Annotated in this window: 20 protein-coding genes; 13 read left to right on the forward strand and 7 right to left on the reverse strand. The window is 66.9% G+C overall.

Annotation, left to right across the window (positions count from 1 at the left end):
- Window positions 1-10 precede the first annotated feature (10 nt).
- The 6 genes from ASE50_RS03820 to ASE50_RS03845 all read left to right on the forward strand — a co-directional run bounded on the left by ASE50_RS03820 (window position 11) and on the right by ASE50_RS03845 (window position 9,097).
- The gene (locus ASE50_RS03820) at window positions 11-3,211 is read left to right on the forward strand and encodes a glycoside hydrolase family 2 TIM barrel-domain containing protein (protein ID WP_056395817.1); all 3,201 of its coding nucleotides are present in this window, start codon (window positions 11-13) and stop codon (window positions 3,209-3,211) included.
- Window positions 3,211-4,566, forward strand: a complete 1,356-nt coding sequence (locus tag ASE50_RS03825; RefSeq protein WP_056395821.1) for a family 43 glycosylhydrolase — start codon at window positions 3,211-3,213, stop codon at window positions 4,564-4,566. The genes ASE50_RS03820 and ASE50_RS03825 overlap by 1 nt, the downstream gene beginning before the upstream one ends.
- 623 nt (window positions 4,567-5,189) lie before the next feature.
- Window positions 5,190-5,378, forward strand: a complete 189-nt coding sequence (locus tag ASE50_RS03830; RefSeq protein ID WP_056395825.1) for a hypothetical protein — start codon at window positions 5,190-5,192, stop codon at window positions 5,376-5,378.
- 116 nt (window positions 5,379-5,494) lie between these two features.
- Window positions 5,495-6,391, forward strand: a complete 897-nt coding sequence (locus ASE50_RS03835; protein ID WP_200909473.1) for an amidohydrolase family protein — start codon at window positions 5,495-5,497, stop codon at window positions 6,389-6,391.
- 10 nt (window positions 6,392-6,401) lie between these two features.
- Window positions 6,402-8,087 (forward strand): alpha-L-fucosidase, encoded by a 1,686-nt coding sequence (locus ASE50_RS03840; RefSeq protein ID WP_056395831.1) that lies wholly within the window; start codon window positions 6,402-6,404, stop codon window positions 8,085-8,087.
- The gene (locus ASE50_RS03845) at window positions 8,084-9,097 is read left to right on the forward strand and encodes a zinc-binding alcohol dehydrogenase family protein (RefSeq protein ID WP_056395834.1); all 1,014 of its coding nucleotides are present in this window, start codon (window positions 8,084-8,086) and stop codon (window positions 9,095-9,097) included. Before ASE50_RS03840 ends, ASE50_RS03845 begins: the two co-directional genes overlap by 4 nt.
- Here ASE50_RS03845 and ASE50_RS03850 read toward each other — a convergent pair.
- The 3 genes from ASE50_RS03850 to ASE50_RS18935 all read right to left on the reverse strand — a co-directional run bounded on the left by ASE50_RS03850 (window position 9,087) and on the right by ASE50_RS18935 (window position 11,752).
- Complete coding sequence (locus tag ASE50_RS03850) at window positions 9,087-10,133, reverse strand: serine hydrolase domain-containing protein (RefSeq protein ID WP_082438783.1); 1,047 nt, start codon at window positions 10,131-10,133, stop codon at window positions 9,087-9,089. The genes ASE50_RS03845 and ASE50_RS03850 overlap by 11 nt on opposite strands.
- A gap of 93 nt (window positions 10,134-10,226) precedes the next feature.
- Window positions 10,227-11,528: an MFS transporter gene (locus ASE50_RS03855; protein ID WP_056396063.1), complete on the reverse strand. Its 1,302-nt coding sequence runs from the start codon at window positions 11,526-11,528 to the stop codon at window positions 10,227-10,229.
- A 44-nt stretch (window positions 11,529-11,572) separates the two neighbouring features.
- Window positions 11,573-11,752: a hypothetical protein gene (locus tag ASE50_RS18935; protein ID WP_162236156.1), complete on the reverse strand. Its 180-nt coding sequence runs from the start codon at window positions 11,750-11,752 to the stop codon at window positions 11,573-11,575.
- On the opposite strand from ASE50_RS18935, the gene ASE50_RS03860 reads away from it, so the two are divergent.
- The 4 genes from ASE50_RS03860 to ASE50_RS03875 all read left to right on the forward strand — a co-directional run bounded on the left by ASE50_RS03860 (window position 11,751) and on the right by ASE50_RS03875 (window position 17,505).
- A complete protein-coding gene (locus ASE50_RS03860; protein ID WP_056396066.1) occupies window positions 11,751-13,523 on the forward strand; it encodes a sensor histidine kinase in 1,773 nt (590 codons plus the stop codon). The genes ASE50_RS18935 and ASE50_RS03860 overlap by 2 nt on opposite strands.
- Window positions 13,504-14,805 carry a sigma-54-dependent transcriptional regulator gene (locus ASE50_RS03865; protein WP_056395837.1) on the forward strand — a complete coding sequence of 434 codons (1,302 nt, stop codon included), beginning with the start codon at window positions 13,504-13,506 and terminating at the stop codon, window positions 14,803-14,805. Before ASE50_RS03860 ends, ASE50_RS03865 begins: the two co-directional genes overlap by 20 nt.
- Window positions 14,802-16,142, forward strand: coding sequence for an FAD/NAD(P)-binding protein (locus tag ASE50_RS03870; protein WP_056395840.1), 1,341 nt, complete (start codon window positions 14,802-14,804; stop codon window positions 16,140-16,142). Before ASE50_RS03865 ends, ASE50_RS03870 begins: the two co-directional genes overlap by 4 nt.
- Window positions 16,143-16,209: 67 nt before the next feature.
- Window positions 16,210-17,505, forward strand: a complete 1,296-nt coding sequence (locus tag ASE50_RS03875) for a dicarboxylate/amino acid:cation symporter (RefSeq protein ID WP_056395843.1) — start codon at window positions 16,210-16,212, stop codon at window positions 17,503-17,505.
- 6 nt (window positions 17,506-17,511) lie between these two features.
- On the opposite strand, the gene ASE50_RS03880 is transcribed toward ASE50_RS03875, so the two are convergent.
- Window positions 17,512-18,108, reverse strand: a complete 597-nt coding sequence (locus ASE50_RS03880; protein WP_056395844.1) for an ankyrin repeat domain-containing protein — start codon at window positions 18,106-18,108, stop codon at window positions 17,512-17,514.
- 55 nt (window positions 18,109-18,163) lie between these two features.
- Between ASE50_RS03880 and ASE50_RS03885 the strand changes: the two genes are divergently transcribed.
- From ASE50_RS03885 to ASE50_RS03895, 3 genes are read left to right on the forward strand one after another with little or no spacing between them, the layout of a single operon-like run.
- Window positions 18,164-18,772: an SCO family protein gene (locus ASE50_RS03885; RefSeq protein ID WP_056396069.1), complete on the forward strand. Its 609-nt coding sequence runs from the start codon at window positions 18,164-18,166 to the stop codon at window positions 18,770-18,772.
- On the forward strand, window positions 18,769-19,203 hold the full coding sequence (locus tag ASE50_RS03890; protein WP_414881717.1) for a YcgN family cysteine cluster protein: 435 nt from the start codon (window positions 18,769-18,771) through the stop codon (window positions 19,201-19,203). The genes ASE50_RS03885 and ASE50_RS03890 overlap by 4 nt, the downstream gene beginning before the upstream one ends.
- Window positions 19,200-20,003, forward strand: a complete 804-nt coding sequence (locus ASE50_RS03895; protein ID WP_056395850.1) for a M48 family metallopeptidase — start codon at window positions 19,200-19,202, stop codon at window positions 20,001-20,003. The genes ASE50_RS03890 and ASE50_RS03895 overlap by 4 nt, the downstream gene beginning before the upstream one ends.
- On the opposite strand, the gene ASE50_RS03900 is transcribed toward ASE50_RS03895, so the two are convergent.
- From ASE50_RS03900 to rpsO, 3 genes are all read right to left on the reverse strand, one after another.
- Complete coding sequence (locus tag ASE50_RS03900) at window positions 19,970-22,120, reverse strand: PBP1A family penicillin-binding protein (protein ID WP_082438778.1); 2,151 nt, start codon at window positions 22,118-22,120, stop codon at window positions 19,970-19,972. The two genes, ASE50_RS03895 and ASE50_RS03900, sit on opposite strands and share 34 nt — an antisense overlap.
- Before the next feature lie 206 nt (window positions 22,121-22,326).
- Entirely contained in the window at window positions 22,327-24,678 is a 2,352-nt protein-coding gene (gene pnp, locus ASE50_RS03905) for a polyribonucleotide nucleotidyltransferase (protein WP_056395856.1), read from the reverse strand.
- A 231-nt stretch (window positions 24,679-24,909) separates the two neighbouring features.
- The gene (rpsO, locus tag ASE50_RS03910; protein WP_055757416.1) at window positions 24,910-25,179 is read right to left on the reverse strand and encodes a 30S ribosomal protein S15; all 270 of its coding nucleotides are present in this window, start codon (window positions 25,177-25,179) and stop codon (window positions 24,910-24,912) included.

The following is a 25,179-nucleotide window of genomic DNA, read 5'->3' on the forward strand; positions in this document are numbered from 1 at the left end:
TTTTGGCAGGATGCTGGCCGGGGTCGGCCTGATGGCATTGGCGGTACCGGCGGTGGCGCAGGCGCCGAAGGTCGATCCGGTGCAGGTCGATCCCAAGCGGCCCGATTGGGAAAATCCGGCGGTCTATGCGCGGGGCAAGATGCCGGCGCGGGCGACCGGCTTCGCCTTCGAAACCCGCGAGGGTGCGCTCGCCGGCGACCGGACCCGATCGAGCCGCTTCCTGTCGCTCAACGGCGACTGGCGCTTCAACTTCAGCCCGTCGGTCGACGGCGCGCCCAAGGGGTTCGAGGCCCCGGGCTATGACGTATCGGCGTGGAAGACGATTCCCGTGCCGGCGATGTGGCAGGCGCAGGGGTACGGCCAGCCCAAATACAACAACATCACCTATCCGTTTCCGGCCAATCGTCCGCTCGTTCCCCACGACACCAACGAAACGGGTTCCTATCGCCGCGACTTCGATGTGCCCGCGACGTGGAGCGGCGACGACGTGATCCTGCATATCGGTGCGGCGGGATCGGCGTACCGGGTGTGGGTCAACGGGCAGGAAGCCGGCTATTCCGAGGACAGCAAGCTGCCGTCCGAATTCGACGTGACGCGCATGGTCCGGCCCGGTCGCAACACGGTGGCGGTACAGGTCATCCGCTGGTCCGACGGGTCGTATCTGGAGGATCAGGATTTCTGGCGGGTGTCGGGGATCGAGCGCGAAGTCTATGTCGCGGCGGTGCCCAAGACGCGGATCGCCGATATCTTCGTCCATGCCGGGCTGGACCCGGCGTTTCGCGACGGGCGGCTGGCGGTCGACGTCGCGGTGAAGGGCGCGGCCCCGGCCAAGGCGCGGATCGTCCTGCTCGACGGCACAAACGAGGTCCTGTCGCGCGAGGCGGCGGTCGGCGGGCGGGGTGATGCGCGCAGCGTCACGATCAGCGCCGACGTGCCCGGCGTGCGGCAGTGGAGTGCGGAGACGCCCAACCTCTACACGCTGCTGGTCGAACTGGTCGATGCGCAGGGCCGGGTGATCCAGTCGACGCCGCAGCGGATCGGGTTCCGCGACGTGCGGATGCTGAACGGCAAGGTCAGCGTCAACGGCCGCCCGATCGTGATCCGCGGCATCAACCGCCACGAACATGATCCGGTGACGTTTCACGTCATTTCCGACGAATCGATGCGTCGCGACATGGAGTTGATGAAGCGCAACAACTTCAACGCGATCCGTACCTCGCACTATCCCAACGACCCGCGCTGGTACGCGCTGGCCGACGAGATGGGCATGTACGTGATGGACGAGGCCAATATCGAGAGCCACGCGTATATGGATTACGCGAACAAGCATCCCGAACTGCGCCCCAAACTCCAGATCGGCTTCGATCCGGCATGGGAGGGCGCGCATGTCAGCCGGGTGATGAACATGGTCGAGCGTGACAAGAATCACCCCTCGGTGATCTTCTGGTCGCTCGGCAACGAAGCCGGCATCGGGCCCAATTTCGAAAAGGCCGCCGCCGCGATCCGCAAGCGCGACGGGGCCCGGCTGGTCTCCTATCTCGGCTGGGGCACGCTCGACTGGGATCACCAGCCCAACCCCTATGTCGATATCTATGCACCGATGTACGACGACGTCGAGAAGATGGTCGACTGGGCGAAGGACCCGAGCCGCAAGCAGCCGATGATCCAGTGCGAATATGCCCATATGCAGGGCAATTCGGGCGGCAATTTCAAAGAATATTGGGACACCATTTACCGCTATCCCGACAAGTTGCAGGGTGGCTTCATCTGGGATTGGGTCGACCAGTCGATGTACCGCGCGAACAAGGACGGCAAACGCTATTGGGGCGATGGCGGCGAGTACGGCCCCAATCCGGGCGGCGATATCGAGTTCGGCGACGGGCTGAACCAGCCCGATCGCACCCCCAATCCGCAACTCTATGAGGTGCAGAAGGTCCTGTCGCCGATCCAGTTCGAAGGGTTCGATCCCGCAACCGGCCGGCTGACCGTCCGCAACCGCCACGATTTCCGCGACCTGTCGGGCTTCGCGTTCGACTGGGTGGTCGAGGAGGACGGGGTGGCCGTCGCGACCGGGGCGTTGCCGCCGCTCACCACCGTCGCGCACGGGACCGAGGCGGTGACGGTGCCGCTGACGTCGGTGCCGCGCAAACCCGGCGCGGAATATTTCGTGACGGTGCGCGCGCGGGCGAAGCAGGGTGCGGTGCCGATGGTCCCCGCCAACTATGTCGTTGGCTGGGAACAGTTCGCGCTCGGCAAGACGGTCGCGCCGGTAGCGGTGCGCAAGGGCACGGTGACGATCGCCGACAGTGCCGATGCGGTCCGCCTGTCGGCGAACGGTGCGTCGCTGTCGATCGATCGCAAGACCGGGTTGCTGGAGGGGTATCGCAGCGGCGGGACGACGCTGGTGCAGGGCGGCGCGCCCAATTTCCATCGCGCGCCGACCGACAACGACCTCGCCAACGGCAACCTTGCCGATACTTCCGCATGGGAACCGGTCGCCGACAATCGGCAGGTGCGGTCGGTGACGGCGCAGCGTGGGCCGGACGGAACGGCCAATGTCCGCGTCGATTATGAAATGGGCGCGGGCGCGGCGTCGTTCGTCACGACCTACACCATGGCCGGCGACGGTTCGGTGGCGGTGGTCGGCGACTTCGTGCCGCTGAAGAGCGATCTGACCGCGCCGATCCGCATCGGCATGGCCTATACGCTGCCGACCTCGCTGAAGACGGTCGAATGGTATGGCCGCGGCCCGCACGAAAGCTATGTCGATCGCAAGACCAGCGCGGCGATCGGCCTGTGGCGCGGTGCCATCGCCGACCAGAACCATGACTATATGCGGCCGCAGGATACCGGCAACAAGGTCGATGTCCGCTGGATGGAGTTGAGCGGTACCGGACGCGGCGTCCGCGTGGTCGGCGACACGCCGCTGATGATGCAGGCGCTGGCCTTCCCCTACACCGACCTCGATCGCCGCACGCCGGGTACGTGGAAGTCGAGCGATATCGTGCCGCACGATCATGTCACGCTGAACATCGATGCCGCGCAATGGGGCGTGGGTGGCGACACGACGTGGAGCCATGTCGGCCAGCCGCACATGGAATATCGCACGAAGCTGGTGCCGACGCGCATCGCCTTCCGCCTCGAACCGTTCGGCGGCGAAGGGACGACGCCGGACAAGGCGCGCCCGGCCCGCGCGACCGAGGCGCAGTGATGCGGGGCGGGAGCGTCGCGGCGGTGCTAGTGGCGGGGCTGCTGGTCGCCGCCGCCGCGCCCGCGCCGCGCTGGGACAGTCCCGGCGCGGCCAATCCGCTGCTGCCGGGCTATTTCGCCGATCCGTCGATCGTCCGTGACGGCGCTCGCTGGTATATCTTTGCCACGATCGATCCATGGGGCGACGACCGGCTGGGGCTATGGACGTCGGACAATGGCCGCGACTGGCGCTTCTCGCTGCCCAACTGGCCGACCAAGGCGGCGGCGACCAGCCCCAGCTCGGGCGATTCGAAGGTCTGGGCACCATCGGTGGTGAAGGCCGCCAATGGCCGCTGGTACATGTATGTCTCGGTCGGCAGCGAGGTGTGGGTCGGCAGCGCCGCTTCCCCCGCCGGGCCATGGGCCGATGCCAATGGCGGCAAGCCGCTGATCGCCAAGGCGTTCGCCCCCGACTATCACATGATCGATGCCGAAGCGTTCATCGACGATGACGGGCAGGCCTATCTTTATTGGGGATCGGGCTGGAACTGGACCAACGGCCATTGCTTCGTCGTGAAGCTGAAACCCGATATGGTGACGTTCGACGGGACGCCCCGCGACGTCACCCCGGCCCATTATTTCGAAGGGCCGTTCATGGTCCGGCAGGGCAAGCACTATCTGCTGACCTATAGCGACGGCAAGACGACGACCGACACCTACAAGGTCCGCTATGCGATCGGCGACACGCCGTTCGGACCGTTTCGTGAGGGACCGGACAGTCCGATCCTGTCGACCGATGCCGCGCGATCGGTCATCAGCCCCGGCCATCACGCGGTGTTCCGCTCGGGCGGCCAGCCCTATATCCTGTATCACCGGCAGGGCCTGCCCTTTCCGCCGCCGGGCGACGCGGTGCTGCGACAGGTCGCGGTCGATCTGCTGACGATCCGGCCCGATGGCAGTATCGCCAAGGTGGTGCCGAGCCATGGCGGCGCGGTGAACGGCTTCACGGCGCATCGCGACCCCGGCTTGCGCTGGCGGGCGAGCGGACAGGGCAGCGACGCGCTGCACGGACCGGCGCGGGCGGCGGACGATAATTATGCGACGTGGTGGACTCCGGCGGCAGGGGCAGCGCCGCTGCTGACCGCCGATCTGGGCGCGATCCGTCCGGTGCGCGGCAGCGCCGTGCGAATGCGCTTCCCCACCCATCATTACGCCCTGTCGGTGGAAGGATCGCGCGACGGTCGTGTCTGGCAAAAGCTGGCAACGGCCCATGCCGCGACCGGATCGCCGATCGACCTGCACCACCCCGCCCGCGTCCGCTATCTGCGGTTGCGGGTTCCCGCCGATGCCGGGGTCTGGGAATGGACGCTGCGGTAGGGGGTGGGCCCAACGGCCTCAACGTGCGGACGTTGTCCTTCGCAAGCTCGGACCGATCGACATTCAGCAATACCTACGGAATTTCGTCATTCCCGCGCAGGTGGGAATCCATACACGCCGACGGTTTGGCTCGATCCGCGACGCTGGCGGATATGGACTCCCGCCTGCGCGGGAGTGACGAGAGGGGATGAAGCGCTATTCCTGCGCCCAGCGAACCGAATCTCGATCCCGCCTAGGATGGCGCAATCGACGTCCGTTTCATCATCGTCACGCCGGGCTTGAGCGAGACCTTTGCGACAGTACCGGTTCCCGTCCCCTGCCGTACTCCCGCGCAGGCGGGGGGCCAGGGTTCCAGGCGCAAGCCGTTGTTATGCTCGGCTCTGGACCCCCGCCTGCGCGGGGGTACGGTGCGTTTCTGGCCCAGCTTGCGACTTTCGCAGAGGTCTTCACTTGCCCCGGAGTCCCGCTTCTTGGCCGCCATGATCGAAGAACAGCGGGATCCCGGGTCAAGCCCGGGACGGCGATATCGACGGTGCCTTCGACCGGACCGTTGACGCAAATCTACCTAATAAAAGGTATTTCTGCACGATATGGCGGATCGGGTGGCGGGGGTAGGATCGGCCATGCCCAACGAGTTCACTCCCGCGCCGATCGCCGTCTCCGAATCCGAAGACCGCGACTATCTGCTCAAGCGGGCCGATCAGCATCGCCGTCAGGGCGAACGATGCGACCCGGTCAGCCGGTCGCTTCATGCGAGGTTCCAGCGCCTCTATGAGGATCGCGCCGCGGCACTGCCGCCGGAAAGCGACTGATCCCCTTGCCAGCGTTGCATTTTCCGACCTAGGATCGCACCCATAAAAAGGTCGCGCATCGGCAAGCGGCCCGTGGGTGAGACAGCGACGATGCGGCGGCAGCGACGGGGACGGTGGTGACTGCAGGCGACACCCATCGCCCGCCGTTCGTCGATGCGCATTTCCACCTGTGGGACCATGGCGTGCTGCCCTATCCGTGGTTGGCCGATCCGGCGCAGGCGGCGATCGCCCCCGATTACCGGATCGACGATTACCGGCGCGAAACGGCGGCATGGCATCCCGTCGGGGCGGTGCATGTCGATGCCGGGGCGCACCCCGATCAGGGGCGGGCGGAGACGGACTGGCTGACCGGCGTCGCCGCAGCCGATGGCCTGCCTAGCGCGATCGTCGCCCGCGTCGCGCTCGACCGGGCGGATGTCGAGGACGAACTGGCGTGGCAGGCGGCGCAACCGGGCGTGCGCGGTATCCGCCACCTGATCAACTGGCATCCGCGCGATGCCGCACGATGTGCCCATGACCGCGATCTGACGCGCGATCCGACATGGGCGCGCGGGTTCGCGCTGCTCGCCGACTATGGCCTCAGCTTCGATTTTCATGGCTTCCCGCCGCAACTGGCGGGACTGGCCGACCTGGCGCGTGCCCATCCCGACGTGCCGGTGGTGCTGAACCACCTCGCACTGCCGATCCTGTCCGACGGGCTGGACGAATGGCGCAGCGGGCTGATCGCCTTGGCCGAACTGCCCCATGCCGCGATCAAGCTGTCGGGGGCGGGGTTCATCGACCCGGCGCTCGACCCGGTGGTGCTGGCACCAATCGTGGGCGAGGTGGTCGACCGGTTCGGTGCCGACCGGGTGATGATCGCCACCAATTTCCCGACCGACCGGCTCGCGGCGGGGCTCGATGCGACGCTGTCGACCTATGCCACGCTGCTGTCGAGCCTGTCCGACGACGAACGGCGGGCGGTGTGGGGGCGGAGCGCCGATCGCTTCTATCGGCTGGGCTTGGATCTGTAGGAGGGTTGGTATGGACGCGACACGGCGCGAGATGATCGGGGGCGGGCTGGCCGCGGCGGCAATGGCACCGGCGGTGGCATCGGCGATGCCGACCCAGCCGACGCCGATGGGGGCGGGGCGCGCGCTGAAGGTGCCGCCGCCGGCACGCTTCACCCCCGACTGGGCGTCGCTGACCGCCGGCTACAGCGCGCCCGACTGGTTCCGCGATGCGAAGTTCGGCATCTGGGCGCACTGGACCGCGCAATGTGTGCCGGAGGCGGGCGACTGGTATGCGCGCGACATGTATCTGCCGGGCAGCCGCGCTTACGACCATCACCTCAAGCATTATGGTCATCCCGCCGATCGCGGCTTCATCGAAATCCAGAATCTGTGGACGGCCGATCGCTGGGACCCGGCGCGGTTGCTCGACCTGTATCAGAAGGCTGGCGCGCGCTATTTCATGGCGCTGGCCAATCATCACGACAATCTCGATGCCTATGCGTCGCGGCATCACGCGTGGAACACGACGCGGGTCGGGCCGAAGCGCGATATCGTTGGTACCTGGGCGAAACTGGCGCGCGAACGCGGGCTCCGGTTCGGGGTGTCGAACCATTCGGCGCATGCGTGGCACTGGAACCAGGCGGCCTATGGGTACGATCCCGACGGGCCGCGCGCGGGACAGCGGTATGACGCGTACACGCTGACCGCGGCACAGGGGCGCGGCAGATGGTGGGACGGGCTCGACCCGCAGCAACTCTATACCGGGCGGCACATGCCGATGCCCGACGGCATCCGCACGCGGGGTGAAGCCGATCTGTGGCACGACGCGACCGACCGGTTATGGACCGAAGGGGTGCCCGCGAACAGCGACTTCGCCCGCAATTGGGAATTGCGGTGCCGCGACCTGATTGAACAACATCGTCCCGACATGATCTATTTCGACAATTTCGACCTTCCGCTCGAACAGCACGGGCTCGACGTGACGGCATGGTATTACAACCAGTCGATGGCGTGGCATGGCGGGCGGCTGGAGGCGGTGGTCACCAGCAAGACGACGCCGCCGCAGCGGCGGATGGGGATCGTCGACGACGTCGAACGCGGCGGCAAGAGCTATATTGAACGCTTTCCGTGGCAGACCGATACCTGTCTCGGCAACTGGCATTACGATGCCGATCTGGCGGCGCGCGACGGTTACAAGTCCGCCGCCACCGTCATCCATACCCTGTGCGACGTCGTGTCGAAAAACGGCAATCTGATGCTGTCGGTGCCGATGCGCGGCGACGGGACGATCGACGCGAAGGAAGAACGGATCGTCGGAGAGATTGGCGGCTGGATGCAGCGCTTCGGTGCCGCCATCTATGCGACCCGGCCGTGGAAGCGGTTCGGCGAAGGGCCGACCCGCGCCGGACAGGGGCTGTTTTCGGAAGGTGGTCCCAACTCGCCCTATGGCGCGCGCGACGTGCGCTATGTGGTGCGCGGCGACGATCTGCACGCGCTGGTGCTCGGCTGGCCCGACGATAACGTCGTGCGGCTGACCCTACTGGGCAGCAACGATCCGACGCTGACCGGGGAGGTGCGCCGCGTGACGATGCCCGGCGATACCACGCCGCTGTCGTTCCGGCGCACCGGCGATGCGCTGGAAGTGACGCTGCCCGCAGCGGCGCGCCATCCGATCGGGCTGGCGCTGGTGCTGTCGGGGCGGGGGCTGACCGCGTGAAGGCGCTGGTCTGTGCCGAACCGTTCGACCTGCGCCTCGAAACCCGTGAACCGCCGCGACCGGCGGCGGGGGAGGTGCTGCTGCGGATGCGGCGGGTCGGGCTGTGCGGCACCGACTATCATATCTATGCCGGCAAGCATCCGTTCCTCGAATACCCCCGGTTGATCGGTCACGAACTGGCCGGCGAGGTGGTCGAGGCACCTGCCGGCAGCCGGTTCGCGGTCGGGCAGGTGGTGACGGTCAATCCCTATCTTTCGTGCAGCACCTGCCGCGCATGTCGTCGCAGCAAACCCAATTGCTGCGCAGCAATTCGCGTGCTGGGCGTGCATGTCGACGGCGGCCTGTGCGAATGGCTGACCGTGCCCGAGGCGGCGGTGATCGACGCGACCGGCCTCAGCCTCGAACAGGCGGCGATGGTCGAATTCCTCGCGATCGGGGCCCATGCGGTCCGGCGGGCAGCGGTCGATTCCGGCGACCGCGTGCTCGTCGTCGGGGCGGGGCCGATCGGCGTCGGCACCGCCCTGTTCGCGCGGATTGCGGGGGCGGAGCGGATCGTCCTGGCGGATGCGCGCGCGCAGCGGCTGGACTATGCCGCCGGGCAATTCGGGTTCGGCGAGACCGTGGTCGCCGACGCGATGCTGACCGACACGCTGGCGGCGATGACCGAAGGTGAGATGTTCGATCAGGTGTTCGACGCCACCGGCAACATCGCGGCGATGCGCGCGGGTCTGGCCTATGTCGCGCATGGCGGCGATTATACGCTGGTCGGGGTGTGCAAGGACGATCTGGTCTTCGCCGATCCCGAATTCCACAAGCGCGAGACGACCCTGCGCGCCAGCCGCAACGCGCTGTCGGTCGATTTCGACCACGTCATCGCCAGCATCCGCAGCGGTCGGATCGCCACCGACCATATCGCCACGCATCATCTGTCGATCGACGAAGCGCTGGTCCGGATGCCGCAGTTGATCGAGGAGGCGGATAGCGTGCTGAAAGCGATCGTCAGCCTGTAACGCCCGCCTCGGCCGCCGGGATGACCCCGTCGGCCACCAGCCGGTGCAGCGCGTCGATATGCCCGGTGTCGCGCGGGGCGTCGGCGGCGGAGGTCATGACGATCGTCAGCCGCAGGTCGGGGACGACATACACCATCTGCCCGCCATAGCCCCATGCGAAGCGCACCGGATGGCCGCGCATCGTGGTCAGGAACCAACCATAGCCATAGTCCTGCCCGCTCCATGGCGATGTCGCGCGCGGCGTCCAGCTGGTCCGCACCCAACCGGCCGGCAGGACGCGTTTGCCGTCGACCATGCCGTCCAGCCGATAGAGTTCGCCGAACCGGGCGAGCGCGCGCGGCGACAGCCGCATCTCGTTGCCGCCGAAATAGATGCCCTGGGGGTCGGCGGGCCAGACGGGAATCGTAATACCCAACGGTTCGCCCAGCCAGTCGCGGGCATTGGCCAGCGTACTGCGACCGCTCGCCCGGGTCAGCGCCGCCGACAGCAGGTGCGTCGATCCGGTTGAATAGAGCATGTCCGTGCCCGGATCGGCGACGAACGGCCGCGACAATGCGAAGCGGACCCAATTGGGGCTGGAAACCCAGCGACCATAATATTCACCCGAGGTCCGCTCCAGCCCGGCCTGCATCGACAGCAGGTTGCCGATCGTCACGCGGGCGAGGCGCGGGTCGGGGTTGGCCGGCGCATCGGCGCGCAGGATCGGCAGCACCGGCTGATCGACGCCGGTGAATACGCCACGCGCGACGGCGATGCCGACCAGCGCCGACATCACCGATTTCGAGGCCGATTTGATGTTGACCGGTCGGTCGAGCGCCGGACCGCCGTTGAAGACGCGTTCGGCGAGCGTCTGGCCGTCGCGCAGCACCAGCAGCGATCGTAATCGCGGCAGGCGTTGCGCATCGGCCATGGCCGCCTGCATCGTGTCGGCGTTCAGCCCGCGGGTCGCGGCGCTTGCTTCGGGTTGCGGCTGGGGCGTGGCACCGCCGTCACAGGCAGCGGTCAGGAACAACAGACAGGGGAGCAGTGCACGCATCGCTTCCATGTCGGCGGTCGTGGCTGCCATACAAGAAGGGCGGCGAGGTATCTCGCCGCCCGTCAGAGGTGGAAGGAGATCGGCGTAGGCGGATCAATCCTCCTGGATCAGGCTGTTCTTCGACGAGTCCCGCATCCGCAGATACACGACCAGCGAGATGCCGATCATCGCGGTGACGTACCAGTAGAAGCCGCGCTCCCACCCGGCATCCTTGAAACTCAGCGCGACATATTCCGCCGTGCCGCCAAAGATCGTGTTGGCGAGTGCATAGGGTAGCGCCACGCCCAGTGCGCGGATATGCGCCGGGAACAACTCGGCCTTCACCACCGCGTTGATCGAGGTGTAGCCGGTGACGATGATGAGCGCCGCCATCACCAGCAGGCCGGCGGTCATGGCGTCGCGGGTCTGTTCCAGCGCGCTGAAGATCGGATAGGTGAACAGCACCCCGGCGATGCCGAAGGCGATCATCAACGGCTTGCGCCCGATCTTGTCCGACAGGCCGCCGGCGATCGGCTGCAACAGCATGAACACGAACAGGGTGATCGCGTTGATCTGGGTCGCGGTTTCCTTGGTGAAGCCCGAGGTGTTGACCAGGAACTTCTGCATGTAGATCGAATAGGCGTAGAAGGCGAGCGTACCTCCGGCGGTCAGCAGCATGACCAGCGCGGTTTCCTTCGGGTGATTGCGCAGCAGCATGAGGAAGCCCGACTTGGGCGCATCGGTCTTCTTCGTGTTCTTGAAGCTCTCGGTCTCGGCGAGGCCGCGCCGCAGGTAGAAGACAACGACGGCAAGCACCGCACCGACGAAGAACGGAATGCGCCAGCCCCAAGCTTCCAGTTCGGCCTTCGGCATCACCGATTGCAGCAGCAGCAGGAGCAGGATCGCCAGCAACTGGCCCGAGATCAGCGTGACGTACTGGAAGGACGAGAAGAAACCGCGCCGGTCCTTGCCCGCCATTTCCGACAGATAGGTCGCGCTGGCACCATATTCGCCGCCGACCGACAAGCCCTGCATCAACCGCGCAAGGACCAGCAGCGACGGCGCGAGCAGGCCGATCGCTTCATAGTCGGGCGTACAGGCGATGATGAGCGATCCGGCGCACATCAGCGTCACCGACAGCGTCAGACCCGCCTTGCGCCCATGGCGGTCGGCGTAGATGCCCATGATCCACGCACCGATCGGCCGCATGACGAAACCGATCGCAAAGACGGCGGCGGCGCTCAGCAGCTGTGCGGTCTGGCTGGTCGATGGAAAGAAGTGCGGCGCGAAATACAGGGTGAACGCCGAATAGACATACCAGTCGAACCATTCGACCAGATTGCCGGTCGATCCGCCGATGATCGATTTCAGCCGCGAATTGGTCGACGGACCGGTCGCGACCGACGGGTGCGGTATGGAGGTCAAGGCATCTCTCCCAAGATTGCAGATTGGGTACGGAATCATGTTCCGCCCGATGGAGGAGAGAATGCAGGATCGCCTGCTGCCCGCAAAACAATATCGCGAATCCATACAAGTAATTGTGATACCATCATAAAATAACAATCTGACAGTCCGGCTATGGCATCCGGCGCGAAATTCCGCATGGTATGGCTGCAAGCATTGCGATATTCTGCACGCATGGGGTGGATCCATCGCCGGATGACGCTGCTGGCCGGGCTGATCGCGGCGATGGCGATGGTCGGGCTGATCTGGCTGGCCGCGCTAGTCTGGTTCGAGCGCGCCGGGATCGACCGGCTGCGCGAAGATACCGCCCGCACCGCCCGACAACAGGCTCGGTTGTTCGCCAGCGACCTTGCCCGGTTTCGACTGCTGCCGATCGTGCTGGGCGAATATACCGATCTGTTCGACACGCTGCGGCGGGGCGATCCCGATGCGACCCGGCGGATGAACGGCAAGCTGGCGTTGCTGGCGCAGCGGACTGGGGCGCCGGTGCTGTACCTGCTCGACCGGCGGGGCAGGACGGTGGCGGCCTCAAACGCCGGGACGGCGGAAAGCTTCGTCGGGCGCGACTATCGTTTCCGGCCCTATTTCATCCGGGCGATGCAGCGGGGGGCGGCCGAATATTATGCGGTCGGCAATGTCAGCGGCCGGCCCGGACTGTTCCTCGCGCGCCGGATCGGCACGGCGCGCGACCCGGCCGGCGTCATCATCGTCAAGGTCGAGTTCGACGACCTCACCCGGGCATGGTCGAGCGATCCGGGACAGACGCTGGTCGCCGATGGGCGCGGCATCCTGTTGTTCGCGACCGATGCCGCAGAGCGGTTCCGCATCACCCGGCCGTTGTCTGCCGCGGTTCGCGCCGACATCGCCCGCAGCGGCCAGTTCGGCGACGCGCCGCTGTCGTCCAGCCGCTATCGCTTCGGCCACGATACGGCGCGGGGGCCGGGGGGCGAGGACATGCTGCTCGCCCGCGCCGCCATGCCGCTGGCCGGCTGGCAGTTGCTGCATGTCGTGCCGACGCAGCGGACGCTTCGCGACGCCGCCGCGCTGGCGCGATTGACGACGATCGCCGCATCGCTGGCGATTGCCGCGTTGCTGGCGCTGTTCGTGTGGCGATCGGCGCGGGCGGCGCAGGCGGCACGCTATCGCGCGTCGCTGGAAACGGCGGTGGCGCAGCGGACCGCGGCGTTGCGCGCCGAGATCGCCGAGCGGACCGAGATCGACCGACGTTTCCGCGCGGCGCGGGAGGAACTGGCACAGGCCAATCGGCTGGGATCGCTGGGATCGATCACCGCCGGCCTTGTCCACGAAATCAACCAGCCGGTCGCGACGATCCGCACTCTGGCGGAAAATGCGCAACATCATCTGGCCAGCGGCCGGATCGACCGGGTGACGGCGAACCTGTCGACGACGGTCGACCTGACCGCCCGGATCGGTGCGATCACGCAGGAGATGCGACGCTTCGCCCGGCGGGGGAAGGGGACGATCGGTCCGGTGCCGCTCGATGCGGTGATTGCGGGCGCGCTGCTGCTGGTCGGGGACGGGTTTCGCGGCGCCGGAGTCGCGCTCATGCTGCCGCCGACCGGGCAGCCGGTGGTGCGTGCCGGTCGGGTGCGACTGGAACAGGTGCTGGTCAACCTGCTGACCAACGCGCTGGAGGCGGTGCGCGACACGCTCGATCCATGGGTGGAGGTGCGCGTCGATCCCGTCGGGCAGCAGGTGTTGCTGACCGTCGCCGATAACGGTCCCGGCATCGACCCGGCCATCGCCGACGACATCTTCCAACCCTTCGTCACCGGCAAAGCCGACGGCCTCGGGCTGGGACTGGGCATCGTCCGCGATATCGTGACCGAATTCGGCGGGACGGTTGCGGTCGTGCCATCCTGTGCAGGCGCAACGTTTCGCGTGACATTACAGAAGGAAGCCGGCGATGATCCTGCTGATCGATGACGACGACGCGCTGCGGGCGGCGCTGGTCGATTCCTTCGCCATTGCCGGGCTGGAGGTGGAGGCGTTCGCCGATGCCGCCAGCGCGCTGGCCCGGGTGCGACCGGATTTTCCCGGCATCGTCGTCACCGATATCCGCATGCCCAGGATGGACGGCCATGCCGTGTTCGAAGCGGTCAGCGCGCGCGACGGCGAGATTCCGGTGCTGCTGATGACCGGGCATGGCGATGTCGCGATGGCGGTGGCGGCGATGCGCGGCGGTGCGTTCGACTTCATCGCCAAGCCCTTTGCCGCCGACCATCTGATCGCCAGCGTCCGCCGTGCGCTGGAAACCCGGCGGCTGGTGCTCGAAAACCGGCGATTGCGGGCATCGGTCGAGGCGGCGGAGGAGGATTATCCGCTGATCGGTACGACGCCGGCCATGGACGCGCTGCGCGACAAGCTGCGGCAGCTGGCGCAGATCGACGTCGATCTGCTGATCGAGGGGGAGACGGGCACCGGCAAGGAACTGGCCGCGCGCCAGCTGCATCGCTGGAGCAAGCGGCGCAATCATGGCTTCGTGTCGGTCGATTGCGCGGCGCTGCCCGACCATCTGGTCGACGAGATCCTGTTCGGCACGCGCGGCAGCGGCGGGCGGATCGCCGAGGCCGATCGCGGCACGCTGTTCCTCGACGAGATCGACAGCATGTCGAGCGCGATGCAGGGCAAGCTGCTGCGCGTGATCGAGGAGCGCGAGCTGCCCGCCAATGGGCGCGAACCGCCGCGCGTCGTCAACCTGCGCGTCATCGCCGCCGCCAAGTCCAATCTGGCCGATGAGGTGGCAAGCGGGCGGTTCCGCGAGGACCTGCTCTATCGGCTGGAAACGATCCGGCTGCGCATCCCGCCGTTACGCGAACGCCGCGCCGACGTGCCGATGCTGTTCGCGTGGTTCCTGCGCGACGCGGCGACGCAGTACGACCGGCCGGTGCCCGCGATCACCGCCGAAGTAGAGGCGCGGCTGATGACCGATCCGTGGCGCGGCAACGTCCGGGCGCTCCGCAACTTCGCCGTGCAGACCGTGCTGGCGCTGGCCCGCGACGATCAGGACGGGGGGAGCCTGTCGCTGACCGAACGGCTCGCCCGGCTGGAAGCGGCGATGATCGCGGAGGCATTGCAACAGGCCGGCGGCGATGTAGCCGCGACGGCCGAGGCACTGGGGCTGCCGCGCCGCAGCCTGTACGACCGGTTGCAGCGCCACGGCATCGACGCCAGCAGCTTTCGTCGTCGCGAAGGGGATGTCGCATGATCGGTCATGTCGCGATCGTCGGGGCCGGCTTTTCGGGAACGCTGCTCGCCATCAACCTGCTGCGCCATGACGGGCCGCGCGCCACGCTGATCGAACGCGGCGACGCGGCGGGGCAGGGGGTGGCGTACGGCATGGCGCAGCCCGACCATCTGCTCAACGTCCGTGCCGCGAATATGAGCGCCTTTCCCGATCGGCCCGATCATTTCGTCCGCTGGCTCGCAGAACAGGGCGGCGCGCAGGGCGGCGGCGATTTCGTGCCGCGCGCGACCTATGGCGCATATCTGCGCGAATTGCTGGCCGGCGCGCAGGCAGCGGCGCCCGACCGGCTGACGATCGTCGCGGGCGAGGCGGTCGATTGCGACGGCGGCAAGGTGACGCTGTGCGACGGACGAACGATCGCCGCCGATGCGGTGGTGCTGGCGGTCGGCAATCTCGCACCGCAAGTGCCGCCGGGACTGGACGCGGTGACGGGATCGCCCGCCTATGTCGGCAATCCATGGGATGCGCGCGGGACCGCCGGGCTGTGCGACGACGACCGCGTACTGTTGATCGGTACCGGGCTGACCATGATCGATGTCGTGCTGACGCTGGAGGCGCGGGGCTTTGGTGGGAAGATCGTCGCCCTGTCGCGGCGCGGGCTGCTGCCGCATCGCCATGCCCCCGCCACGCCCGGCGAACCGCCATTGGCCGAACGCCCGACCCCGCCGCTGTCGGCGCTAGTGCAAGCGGTGCGGGCGCGCGGGCAGGCGATCGGCTGGCGCAGCGCGATCGACGAATTGCGACCCTTCACCCAGGGTATCTGGGCAGCGGCCGACCACGGTGAACGCCGCCGCTTCCTGCGCCATTTGCGGCCATGGTGGGATATCCATCGCCACCGGCTGGCCCCCGCCGTCGCCGACCGGATCGCGGCGCTGATCGATGGCGGGCGGCTGACCGTGCTGGCGGGCAAGACATGCGATGCGATGCCGGTGGGGGACAGCGTCGACGTGCGGTGGCGTCCGCGCGGGGACGATACCGTCCAGACCCTGCACGTCACCCGCATCATCGCGTGCACCGGCCCGCAGGGCGACCTGACCCGGACCGACGACCCGCTGCTCGCCCGGCTGCATGATGCCGGGCGCATCCGGCCCGATCCCGAACATCTGGGGATCGAGGTCGAATCGACCGGTCGCGTGCTGCGGGCCGATGGCACGGCGGACGAGCAATTGTTCGCGATCGGCCCGATGACGCGGGGAGCCTTCTGGGAAATCGTCGCCGTGCCCGATTTGCGGCGACAGGTGTGGGATGTCGCACGCTATCTGTCGAACGCACATTGGGTCGGCGGGGAGGGCCTGTAATACCGCGTTGCAGCAAGCCTAGTTTTGCTTGGTTGTCGCGGTGGCCCGTTCCCCCGACATATCTTCGATGCAGCTTTCCAGATATTGGCCGTCGTTCGGCGTGCAGGTCGCGATCGGCATGGCGGTCGGCATCGGCCTCGGTTTCGTCGCGGCGGAGGCGGGCGGCGCGGACGGTGCGCTCGGCACGACGCTGCACACGGTCGGGCAGATCTTCGTCCAGTTGCTGAAAACGCTGGTCCCGGCATTGGTATTCACCGCGATCGTCGGATCGATCGCGGCACTGCGCGACCTGCCCAATGCCGCGCGACTGGTCGGACAGACATTGTTGTGGTTCGCGATCACTGCGCTGATCGCGGTGTCGGTCGGCATCGTGCTGGGATTGGTGATGCAGCCGGGCCTGCATAGCAGCGCGCCCATCGCCGCCGCCGCTGCGCCGACCGCCGTGGGCAGCTGGCTCGATTTCCTGAAAGGGCTAGTTCCCGCCAATCTGCTCGGTCTGACCGCGGTGACGAAACTCGCCGATGGCGCGGCGACGACCACGCTGGGCTTCAACGTGTTGCAGATCATCGTCGTCGCCATCGCGGTCGGGGCTGCCGCCGTCCGGGTCGGGGCGGCGGGGGAGCCGTTTCTGGCGTTCAACACCTCGGCCCTGATGATCCTGCGCCGGTTGCTGCGGTGGGTGATCGCGCTGACACCGATCGGATCGGCGGCGCTGATCGGTGATGCGATCGTCCGCTATGGCTGGAGCACCCTGTCGTCGCTCGGCGCGTTCGCGGCGACGGTCTATCTGGGTCTCGGCATCGTCCTGCTGGTCGTTTACCCGCTGCTGCTGGCGGTGCATCGCATCGACCCGCTCTGGTTCTTCCGCCGGGCATGGCCCGCGATCCAGATCGGCTTCGTCACCCGGTCGTCGGTCGGGACGCTACCGGTGACGCAGGAACTGACCGAGCGCGCGCTGGGGGTACCCTCCGCCTATACCGCGTTCGCCGTACCGCTCGGATCGACGACCAAGATGGACGGATGCGCCGCCATCTATCCGGCGGTCGCGGCGATCTTCGTCGCGCAATTCTTCGGGCTGACGCTGCACGCCGGCGATTACGCGCTGATCGTGATGGTGTCGGTGCTGGGATCGGCGGCGACCGCCGGGCTGACCGGCGCAACCGTCATGCTCACGCTGACACTGACCACGCTCGGCCTGCCATTGGAAGGGGCGGGGCTGTTGCTGGCGATCGACCCGATCCTCGACATGGGGCGAACCGCGGTCAACGTCGCCGGGCAGATGCTGGTCCCGCTGATCGTCGCCAAGCGCGAGGGATTGCTGGCCGATCGGTCCGCGCCCGCCGACGTCGCGCTGGCCGGCTGAACCGCGTTACAGATTCGGGCCGGCGACCGCGCCCTTTTCCGCCTTGGCCGGCTTGTCGTCGATCGTCTTGAGCAGCACCGGCGATCGCGTATCGCGCTTGGCATAATCGCGCGCCGACAGGCCGGCCATCACGTCGGGCTGATCGGGATTGGCCCCGGCGGCGATCAGGGTGCGCACCATGTCGACGTTGCGCAGCTGCACCGCGCGGATCAGCGGCGTCTCACCGCTGCTGTTGCCGAGGTTCAGGTTCGCCTTCCGCGCGACGAGCGCGTTGATCGCCTCGACCGATCCGGCCTCGACCGCCAGCAGCGCGGGGGTGTTGCCGCGATTGTCCTGGATATTCGGGTTCGCGCCCTTGGCGAGCAGGAAGCGCAGATAGGTCAGGTTGCCGTTCTTCGCGACGATGTGCAGCGCGCTTTCGCCGGTCGAACGATCCTTGGTATTGATGATCGTCTGGCCCGGCTGGCCGAGGATGTCGTTGACCTTGTTCCCGTCCTCGTCGCGAACCGCCTTCAGGAACACATAGCCCGGCGACATCTGCTGCGCTCCGGCGGCGGCGGGCAGCATCAGCGCGGCGGCGAGGAGAAGGCGGATGGCGGACATGGGAACAGGCTCCGAAAGGACGTTACGCGGCTTGCAAGGCGTCGCCTATCAGATCATGGCTGGCAACACCATGAACAGCATCGTCCGTACCCTTGCGCCAGCGTTCGCGCTGGCCCTTGCCGCCTGTAGCGGGCAGGCCGAATCGCCTGGTGCCCCGCCGCTGGCCGGCGCGCGCATCGGCGGGCCGTTCGTCCTGACCGATCCTGCGGGCAAGGTGGTGCGCGACACCGACTTCGCCGGCAAATGGCGGATCATGTATTTCGGCTATACCTATTGCCCCGATGTCTGCCCGGTCGATGTCCAGAATATCGCGGCCGGTCTGAAGGCGTTCGAGGACGAAGCGCCCGAATTGGGCGCGAAGGTCGTGCCGATCTTCATCACCGTCGATCCCGAACGCGATACCCCGGCGGTGGTCGGCAAGTTCGTCTCCGCCTTCCACCCGCGCATGGTTGGCCTAACCGGTAGTGCGCAGGCGATCGCCGATGCGGCGCGTGCCTACGGCATCACGTACGCCAAGTCGCAGCCGCCCGGTGCCACCGAATATCTGATGGACCATAGCCGCACCGCGATCCTGATGGACCCGCAGGGTCGCCCGGTCGCGCTGCTGCCACAGGAAGAAGGCGGCCCGGCCGTCGCCGCCGAGCTGAAGAAGTGGGTCCGGTGAGCGGGCGCTTCTGGGAAGAGCTGCCGCTGGCGGCACTCGACCGCGCGCAATGGGAAGCCTTGTGCGACGGTTGCGGCAAATGCTGCCTCCACAAGCTGGAGGATGAGGATACCGGCGAAATCCATGCGACCAACGTCGCGTGCAAACTGCTCGACCGGCGCATGGGCCAGTGCAGCGACTATCGCCACCGCCATGCCTATGTTCCCGAATGCGTCCGGCTGAACGCGTGCAATGTCGGCGATATCGAATGGCTGCCCTCGACCTGCGCCTATCGTCTGCGCAACGAGGGCAAGCCGCTGCCCGACTGGCATTATCTGAACACCGGCGACCGCGAGAGCGTCCATGCCGCCGGCCAGTCGACGCGCGGCTGGACCGTGTCGGAAAATGACGTCGGCGATCTCGAGAACCACCTGACCGACCGTATCTTGTGATCGAAGGGGTCGAGGTCGTCCGCCATCCGCGCGCGCGTGTCGCGCGGCTGTCGGTCGACCCGGCGACCGGTCGGGTACGCCTCATCGTGCCGAAGCGGATGGCGCTGGCCAAGGCCGTGGCATGGGCGGGCGAGAAGGCTGACTGGATCGCAGCGCAGCGGGCAAGGCTGCCGCATGGGCGGCCGTTCGTCGATGGCGCGACGGTGCCAGTGGCGGATCGGGCGGTGTGGTTGCGGTGGGTCGAGGGGGGCTCACGGACGGTGCAGTTTGTGTCCGGTGACCAACCGCATCCGTCACCCCAGCGCAGGCTGGGGTCTTCCGCGGCGAGGAGCGACGCTCCTTTACCGGAAGACCCCAGCCTGCGCTGGGGTGACGTCGGTGGCGAAGGAGACGACGCCATCCTCACCTGCGGCGGCCCGATCGAACAATTCCCCGCCCGCATCGAACGCTGGCTCAAGCGCGAGGCGTTGCGCATGCTCGCCGAAGACACCGCGCACTATGCCGCAAAGGCCGGCGTTACCGTGGCGCAGGTTGCGATCGGCGACCCGAAAGCCCGCTGGGGCAGTTGCAGTTCGACGGGGACGATCCGCTATAGCTGGCGGCTGTTGCTCGCCCCCGGCTTCGTCCGCCGGGCGACCGTCGCGCATGAGGTCGCGCACCGCGTGCACATGCATCACGGTCCCGCCTTCCACGCACTGGTCGCCGACCTGTTCGAGGGCGATCCCGATACCGCCCGCCGCTGGTTGCGCGCGGACGGGGCGGCGCTTCACTGGTTCGGGCGGGCGTCTTCTTCGGAATAGCCGGGCGGCGGCTGACGACGATCGGGCAACGGTCGACGTTGTGCCGGCACGGGCTGCTCGGGACGCTGCTGCCCCCGGCCGAGCGCGCGGTCGATCCAGTCCTGATCGAGCTGTTCGTCGGGTACGCGCGGCTGCACCGGTGTTTCGTCGTCGTCCGGTTCGGCCTGCGGGTTGCTATCGCCGGGGCGCGGCTGTTCGATCGGGTTGCCGTCGGGATCGACATAGATCCGGTCGTCGGGCGCACTGTAATAGCTCTCCGCGTCGGGCTCCTCCTGCCATTCGGGCAGCGTCACCTTGGTATTGAACTCCTCGACCGGGCGGTTCGCCACTGCCTGTCGCATGAACGCAGCAAAGGCGCGCGCGGGGGCGGTGCCGCCCTGCAGCCCGCCGACCGCCTTCGCATCGTCGCGGCCCATCCAGACGCCGGTGGTGATCCCCGACGAGAAGCCCATGAACCAGCCGTCCTTGTACGAACTGGTCGTGCCGGTCTTGCCCGCGACGGGGCGTCCGATCTGCGCCGCGCGACCGGTGCCGGTATTGACCGCGGTCTGAAGCAGGTCGGTCATCTGCTGCGCGACATAGGGCGCGACCAGCACGCGCGAACTGTCGACCTGATGCTGGTAGATCACCGATCCGTTGGCGGTGACCCGGGTGATGCCATAGGGAACGACCGCCGTCCCGCCGCTGGCGACCGAGGCATAGGCGCGGGTCAGGTCGATCAGCCGCACGTCGGACGTGCCAAGCACCATCGCCGGCTTGGTGTTGACCGGGGTGGTGATGCCGAAGCGCCGTGCCATGTCGGCAACGGTCGCAAAGCCGACCTCCTGCCCCAGCCGTGCCGACACGGTGTTGAGTGAATAGGCGAAGGCGGTGCGCAGCGACACCTGCCCGCTATACCGCCGCGACGCGTTGCGCGGGCTCCAGCCGTCGATGGTGATCGGCGCGTCGGTGACCTGGCTGTCGGGGTTCATGCCCGCTTCGAGCGCCGAGAGGTAGACGAACAGCTTCCACGCCGACCCCGGCTGGCGCGTCGCCTGTGTCGCGCGGTTGTAGATCGACGACACATAGTCCTTGCCGCCGACCATCGCCCGCACCGCGCCGTCACGGTCGAGCGCGACCAGCGCGCCCTGTACCCCGGCGGGGGCATTGGCGCGGATCGCGGTATCGGCGCTCTGCTGCATCGACGGGTCGAGCGTGGTCCACACGTCGAGCGGCGCTTCGGTCTCGTCGATCAGTGTTTCGAGCTGCGGCAATGCCCAGTCGGTGAAATAGCGGACGCTGTTCTGCTGTGGTTCGGGGGCCAGCTTGATCGCCTTCGGATCGGCGTCCATCGCCTCGCTCGCGGTGATCGCGCCGGTTTCCTGCATCAGCTTCAGGACCACGCCGGCGCGGCCGACCGCTGCCTCGGCATCGGCGGTCGGCGAATAGCGCGACGGTGCCTTGACCAGCCCGGCGATGACCGCCGCTTCGGACAGCGACAAATCGGTGCCGGGATGGTTGAAGAAGCGCCGCGACGCCGCATCGATGCCGTATGCACCACCGCCGAAATAAACCTTGTTCAGATAGAGTTCGAGAATCTGGTTCTTGGTGAACTTGCGCTCCAGCGCCAGCGCGAGGATGATTTCGCGGAACTTGCGCCCGACCGTATAGCTGTTCGACAGGAAGATGGTGCGGGCGACCTGCTGCGTGATCGTCGACGCGCCCTGCAACCGCCGGCCGGTGCCACGGGTCTCGATCGCGAATTTGGTGATCCGCGCGAGTGCCACCGGATCGACGCCCCAGTGCGACCGGAACCGGCGATCCTCGACCGCGACCATCGCCTCGCGCATCGGAACGGGGATCTGCGAATACGGAATCCATTCGCCATAACTCGGCCCCAGCGAGACGAGGATCGACCCGTCGGCGGCCCGCACACGAATCATCTGCCCGTTCGGCGAGGATTTGAGCTGGCTGAAGCTGGGGATGTTCGACCTGGCATTATAGATCGCGACGACCAGCGCGATCGCCGCCATCACCGCAAGGCCGAACCCGATCCCCAGAGTCCAGCGCAAGATGCGCCGCCAGCGGGATGGAGCGGCGGCGGGCCGCTTTTGCGGACGTTGGGAAGAGCGTGCCATGAAGATGCGCCGGATACCGCTTCCGGGCGGTGGGGCACAAGCCCTGTGGTTTGTTCGCGGCGGTTGGGAAGAAGAATGGGTTCGCGCGGAGGCGCGGAGGCGTGGAAAGGGTTGTGTTTTCCTGAACCTGCCCGACGCCAGCCTGCACGCAATAAAAAAGGGGCCCGCGTCGCCGCGAGCCCCTCTTCAAAACCAATCGCGAACGATCAGTTGTCGGTGATGAACGACGGCAGGCCGGCATTGCCGCCTTCGTCCTTGCCCTCTTCGCGACGCGGACGGTCGCCACGGTCGCGGCGGGGCCCACGATCACCGCTGTCGCGGCGCGGGCCACGATCGCCGCCCTCGCCGCGGGGCCCACGATCGCCGCCATCACGGCCGCTGCCGTCACGACGCGGACCGCGCGGGCCACGATCGCCGCCTTCGCGCGGTTCACGTGCCGGACGCGAGTCTTCCAGCTCGGCACCGGTTTCCTGATCGACGACGCGCATCGACAGGCGAACCTTGCCGCGCGGATCGACTTCGAGGACCTTGACCTTCACTTCCTGGCCTTCGGACAGGACGTCGGCGACCTTCTCGACCCGCTCGTTGCGGATTTCGCTGACATGGACGAGACCGTCCTTGCCGCCCATGAAGTTCACGAACGCGCCGAAATCGACGAGGTTGACGACCTTGCCATTGTAGATCTTGCCGACCTCTGCCTCTTCGACCAGGCCCTTGATCCAGTTGATCGCGGCTTCGATCTGCGCCGGATCGGACGACGACACCTTGATGACGCCCTCGTCGTCGATGTCGACCTTCGCGCCGGTGGTGGCGACGATCTCACGGATCACCTTGCCGCCGGTGCCGATCACTTCACGGATCTTCGACTTGTCGATCGTGAAGGTCTCGATGCGCGGGGCATGGGCCGACAGCTCGGTGCGGGTCTCGCCCAGCGCCTTCGCCATTTCGCCGAGGATATGGGCGCGGCCTTCACTGGCCTGTGCCAGCGCGACCTTCATGATCTCCTCGGTGATACCGGCGATCTTGATGTCCATCTGGAGCGAGGTGATGCCCTCGCTGGTGCCTGCCACCTTGAAATCCATGTCGCCGAGATGATCCTCGTCGCCGAGGATGTCGCTGATGACCGCGTAATCCTTGCCTTCGAGGATCAGGCCCATCGCGATGCCCGACACCGGACGCTTGAGCGGAACGCCCGCGTCCATCATCGACAGCGAACCGCCGCAGACCGTCGCCATCGATGACGAGCCGTTCGACTCGGTGATGTCCGACAGGACGCGGATCGTGTACGGGAACTCGTCCTTCGACGGCAGCACTGGGTTCAGCGCGCGCCATGCGAGCTTGCCGTGACCGACCTCGCGACGACCCGGCGCACCGAAGCGGCCGACTTCACCGACCGAATAGGGCGGGAAGTTATAGTGCAGCATGAAGCGTTCATAGTGCAGGCCGTTCAGGCCGTCGATCATCTGCTCGGCGTCCTTGGTGCCGAGCGTGGTGGTGCAGATCGCCTGCGTCTCACCACGGGTGAACAGCGCCGAACCGTGCGCGCGCGGCAGGAAGTGGACCATCGACTCGATCGGGCGGACCGTCTTCGTGTCGCGACCGTCGATGCGGCGGCCGTCCTTCAGAATGGCGGTCCGGACGATCTCGGCTTCCAGCTTCTTTACGAGCTTGAGCGTGCCGAGATACTGCGCCGGATCGCTTTCCTTCAGGTCGGCAAGGGCTTCGCGTGCCTTGGTGCGGGCGTCGTTGATCGCGTTCTGACGGGCCTGCTTGTCGGTCAGCTTGTACGCGGCGGCAAGATCCTTGCCGATCAGCGTCTTCAGCTTCTTCTTCGCCGCCGACTGGTCGGCTACCGGCGTCAGTTCCCACGGCTCCTTGGCGGCCTGTTCGGCCAGATCGATGATGCAGTTCACGATCTTCTTCGACGCATCGTGCGCGAAGACGACGGCACCCAGCATGATCTCTTCCGACAGCTCCTTGGCTTCCGATTCGACCATCATCACCGCGTCGCCGGTGGCGGCGACGACCAGATCGAGATCGCCGGTCTTCACCTGATCCAGCGTCGGGTTCAGGATATAGTCGCCATCGACATAGCCGACGCGCGCGGCACCGATCGGCCCCATGAACGGCACGCCCGAAATGGTCAGCGCCGCCGACGCCGCGATCATCGCGACGATGTCCGGCTCGTTCTCGCCGTCATAGCTCAGCACCTGGGCGATGACGTTGATTTCGTTGTAGAAGCCTTCGGGAAACAGCGGGCGGATCGGACGGTCGATCAGGCGGCTGGTCAGCGTTTCCTTTTCGGTCGCACCGCGTTCGCGCTTGAAGAAGCCGCCGGGGATGCGGCCCGCGGCCGAATATTTTTCCTGATAATGGACGGTCAGCGGGAAGAAGTCCTGCCCTTCCTTGACCGAGCGTGCGGCGGTGACCGCGCACAGCACCACGGTCTCACCCAACGTCGCGATGACCGCGCCGTCGGCCTGACGGGCAACGCGGCCCGTTTCGAGGGTCAGCGTCTTGCCGCCCAGGTCCATGGTGCTTTTCTTGATATCGAACATGTCGTTTCCTTTACGCCGGCGGCCGGATGCGCGCCGGGGCAGCTTGGGTGGAGATCCACCCCTTTGATCGGGCCGTTTCGACCCGGTGTCCCGCGTCGCCGGATTGCGACGGGACGGCTTGGCCGGAGATCCGGTCGCAAAGCCTATACCCCGTTTTGCGGGGAATTGGGTGACGGAGTTCGTGCCGCCCCACATGGAAAAAGGGCGGCCCGTCGGACCGCCCTTTCTTCGTTACTTCCGAAGGCCGAGCTTCGCGATCAGCGTCGTATAACGCTCCGCGTCCTTTTTCTTCAGATAGTCGAGCAACGAACGCCGCTTGTTGACCAGCATCAGCAGACCGCGACGCGAATGATTGTCCTTCGCATGGGTCTTGAAGTGCTCGGTCAGGTTCTGGATGCGGGTGGTCAGGATCGCGACCTGCACTTCCGGGCTGCCGGTGTCGCCTTCGGCGCGGGCATGTTCCTGGATGAGGGCCTGACGGTTCTCAGCGGTAATCGACAT

The organism is Sphingomonas sp. Leaf5, from assembly GCF_001421155.1.
Taxonomy (GTDB): Bacteria; Pseudomonadota; Alphaproteobacteria; order Sphingomonadales; family Sphingomonadaceae; genus Sphingomonas.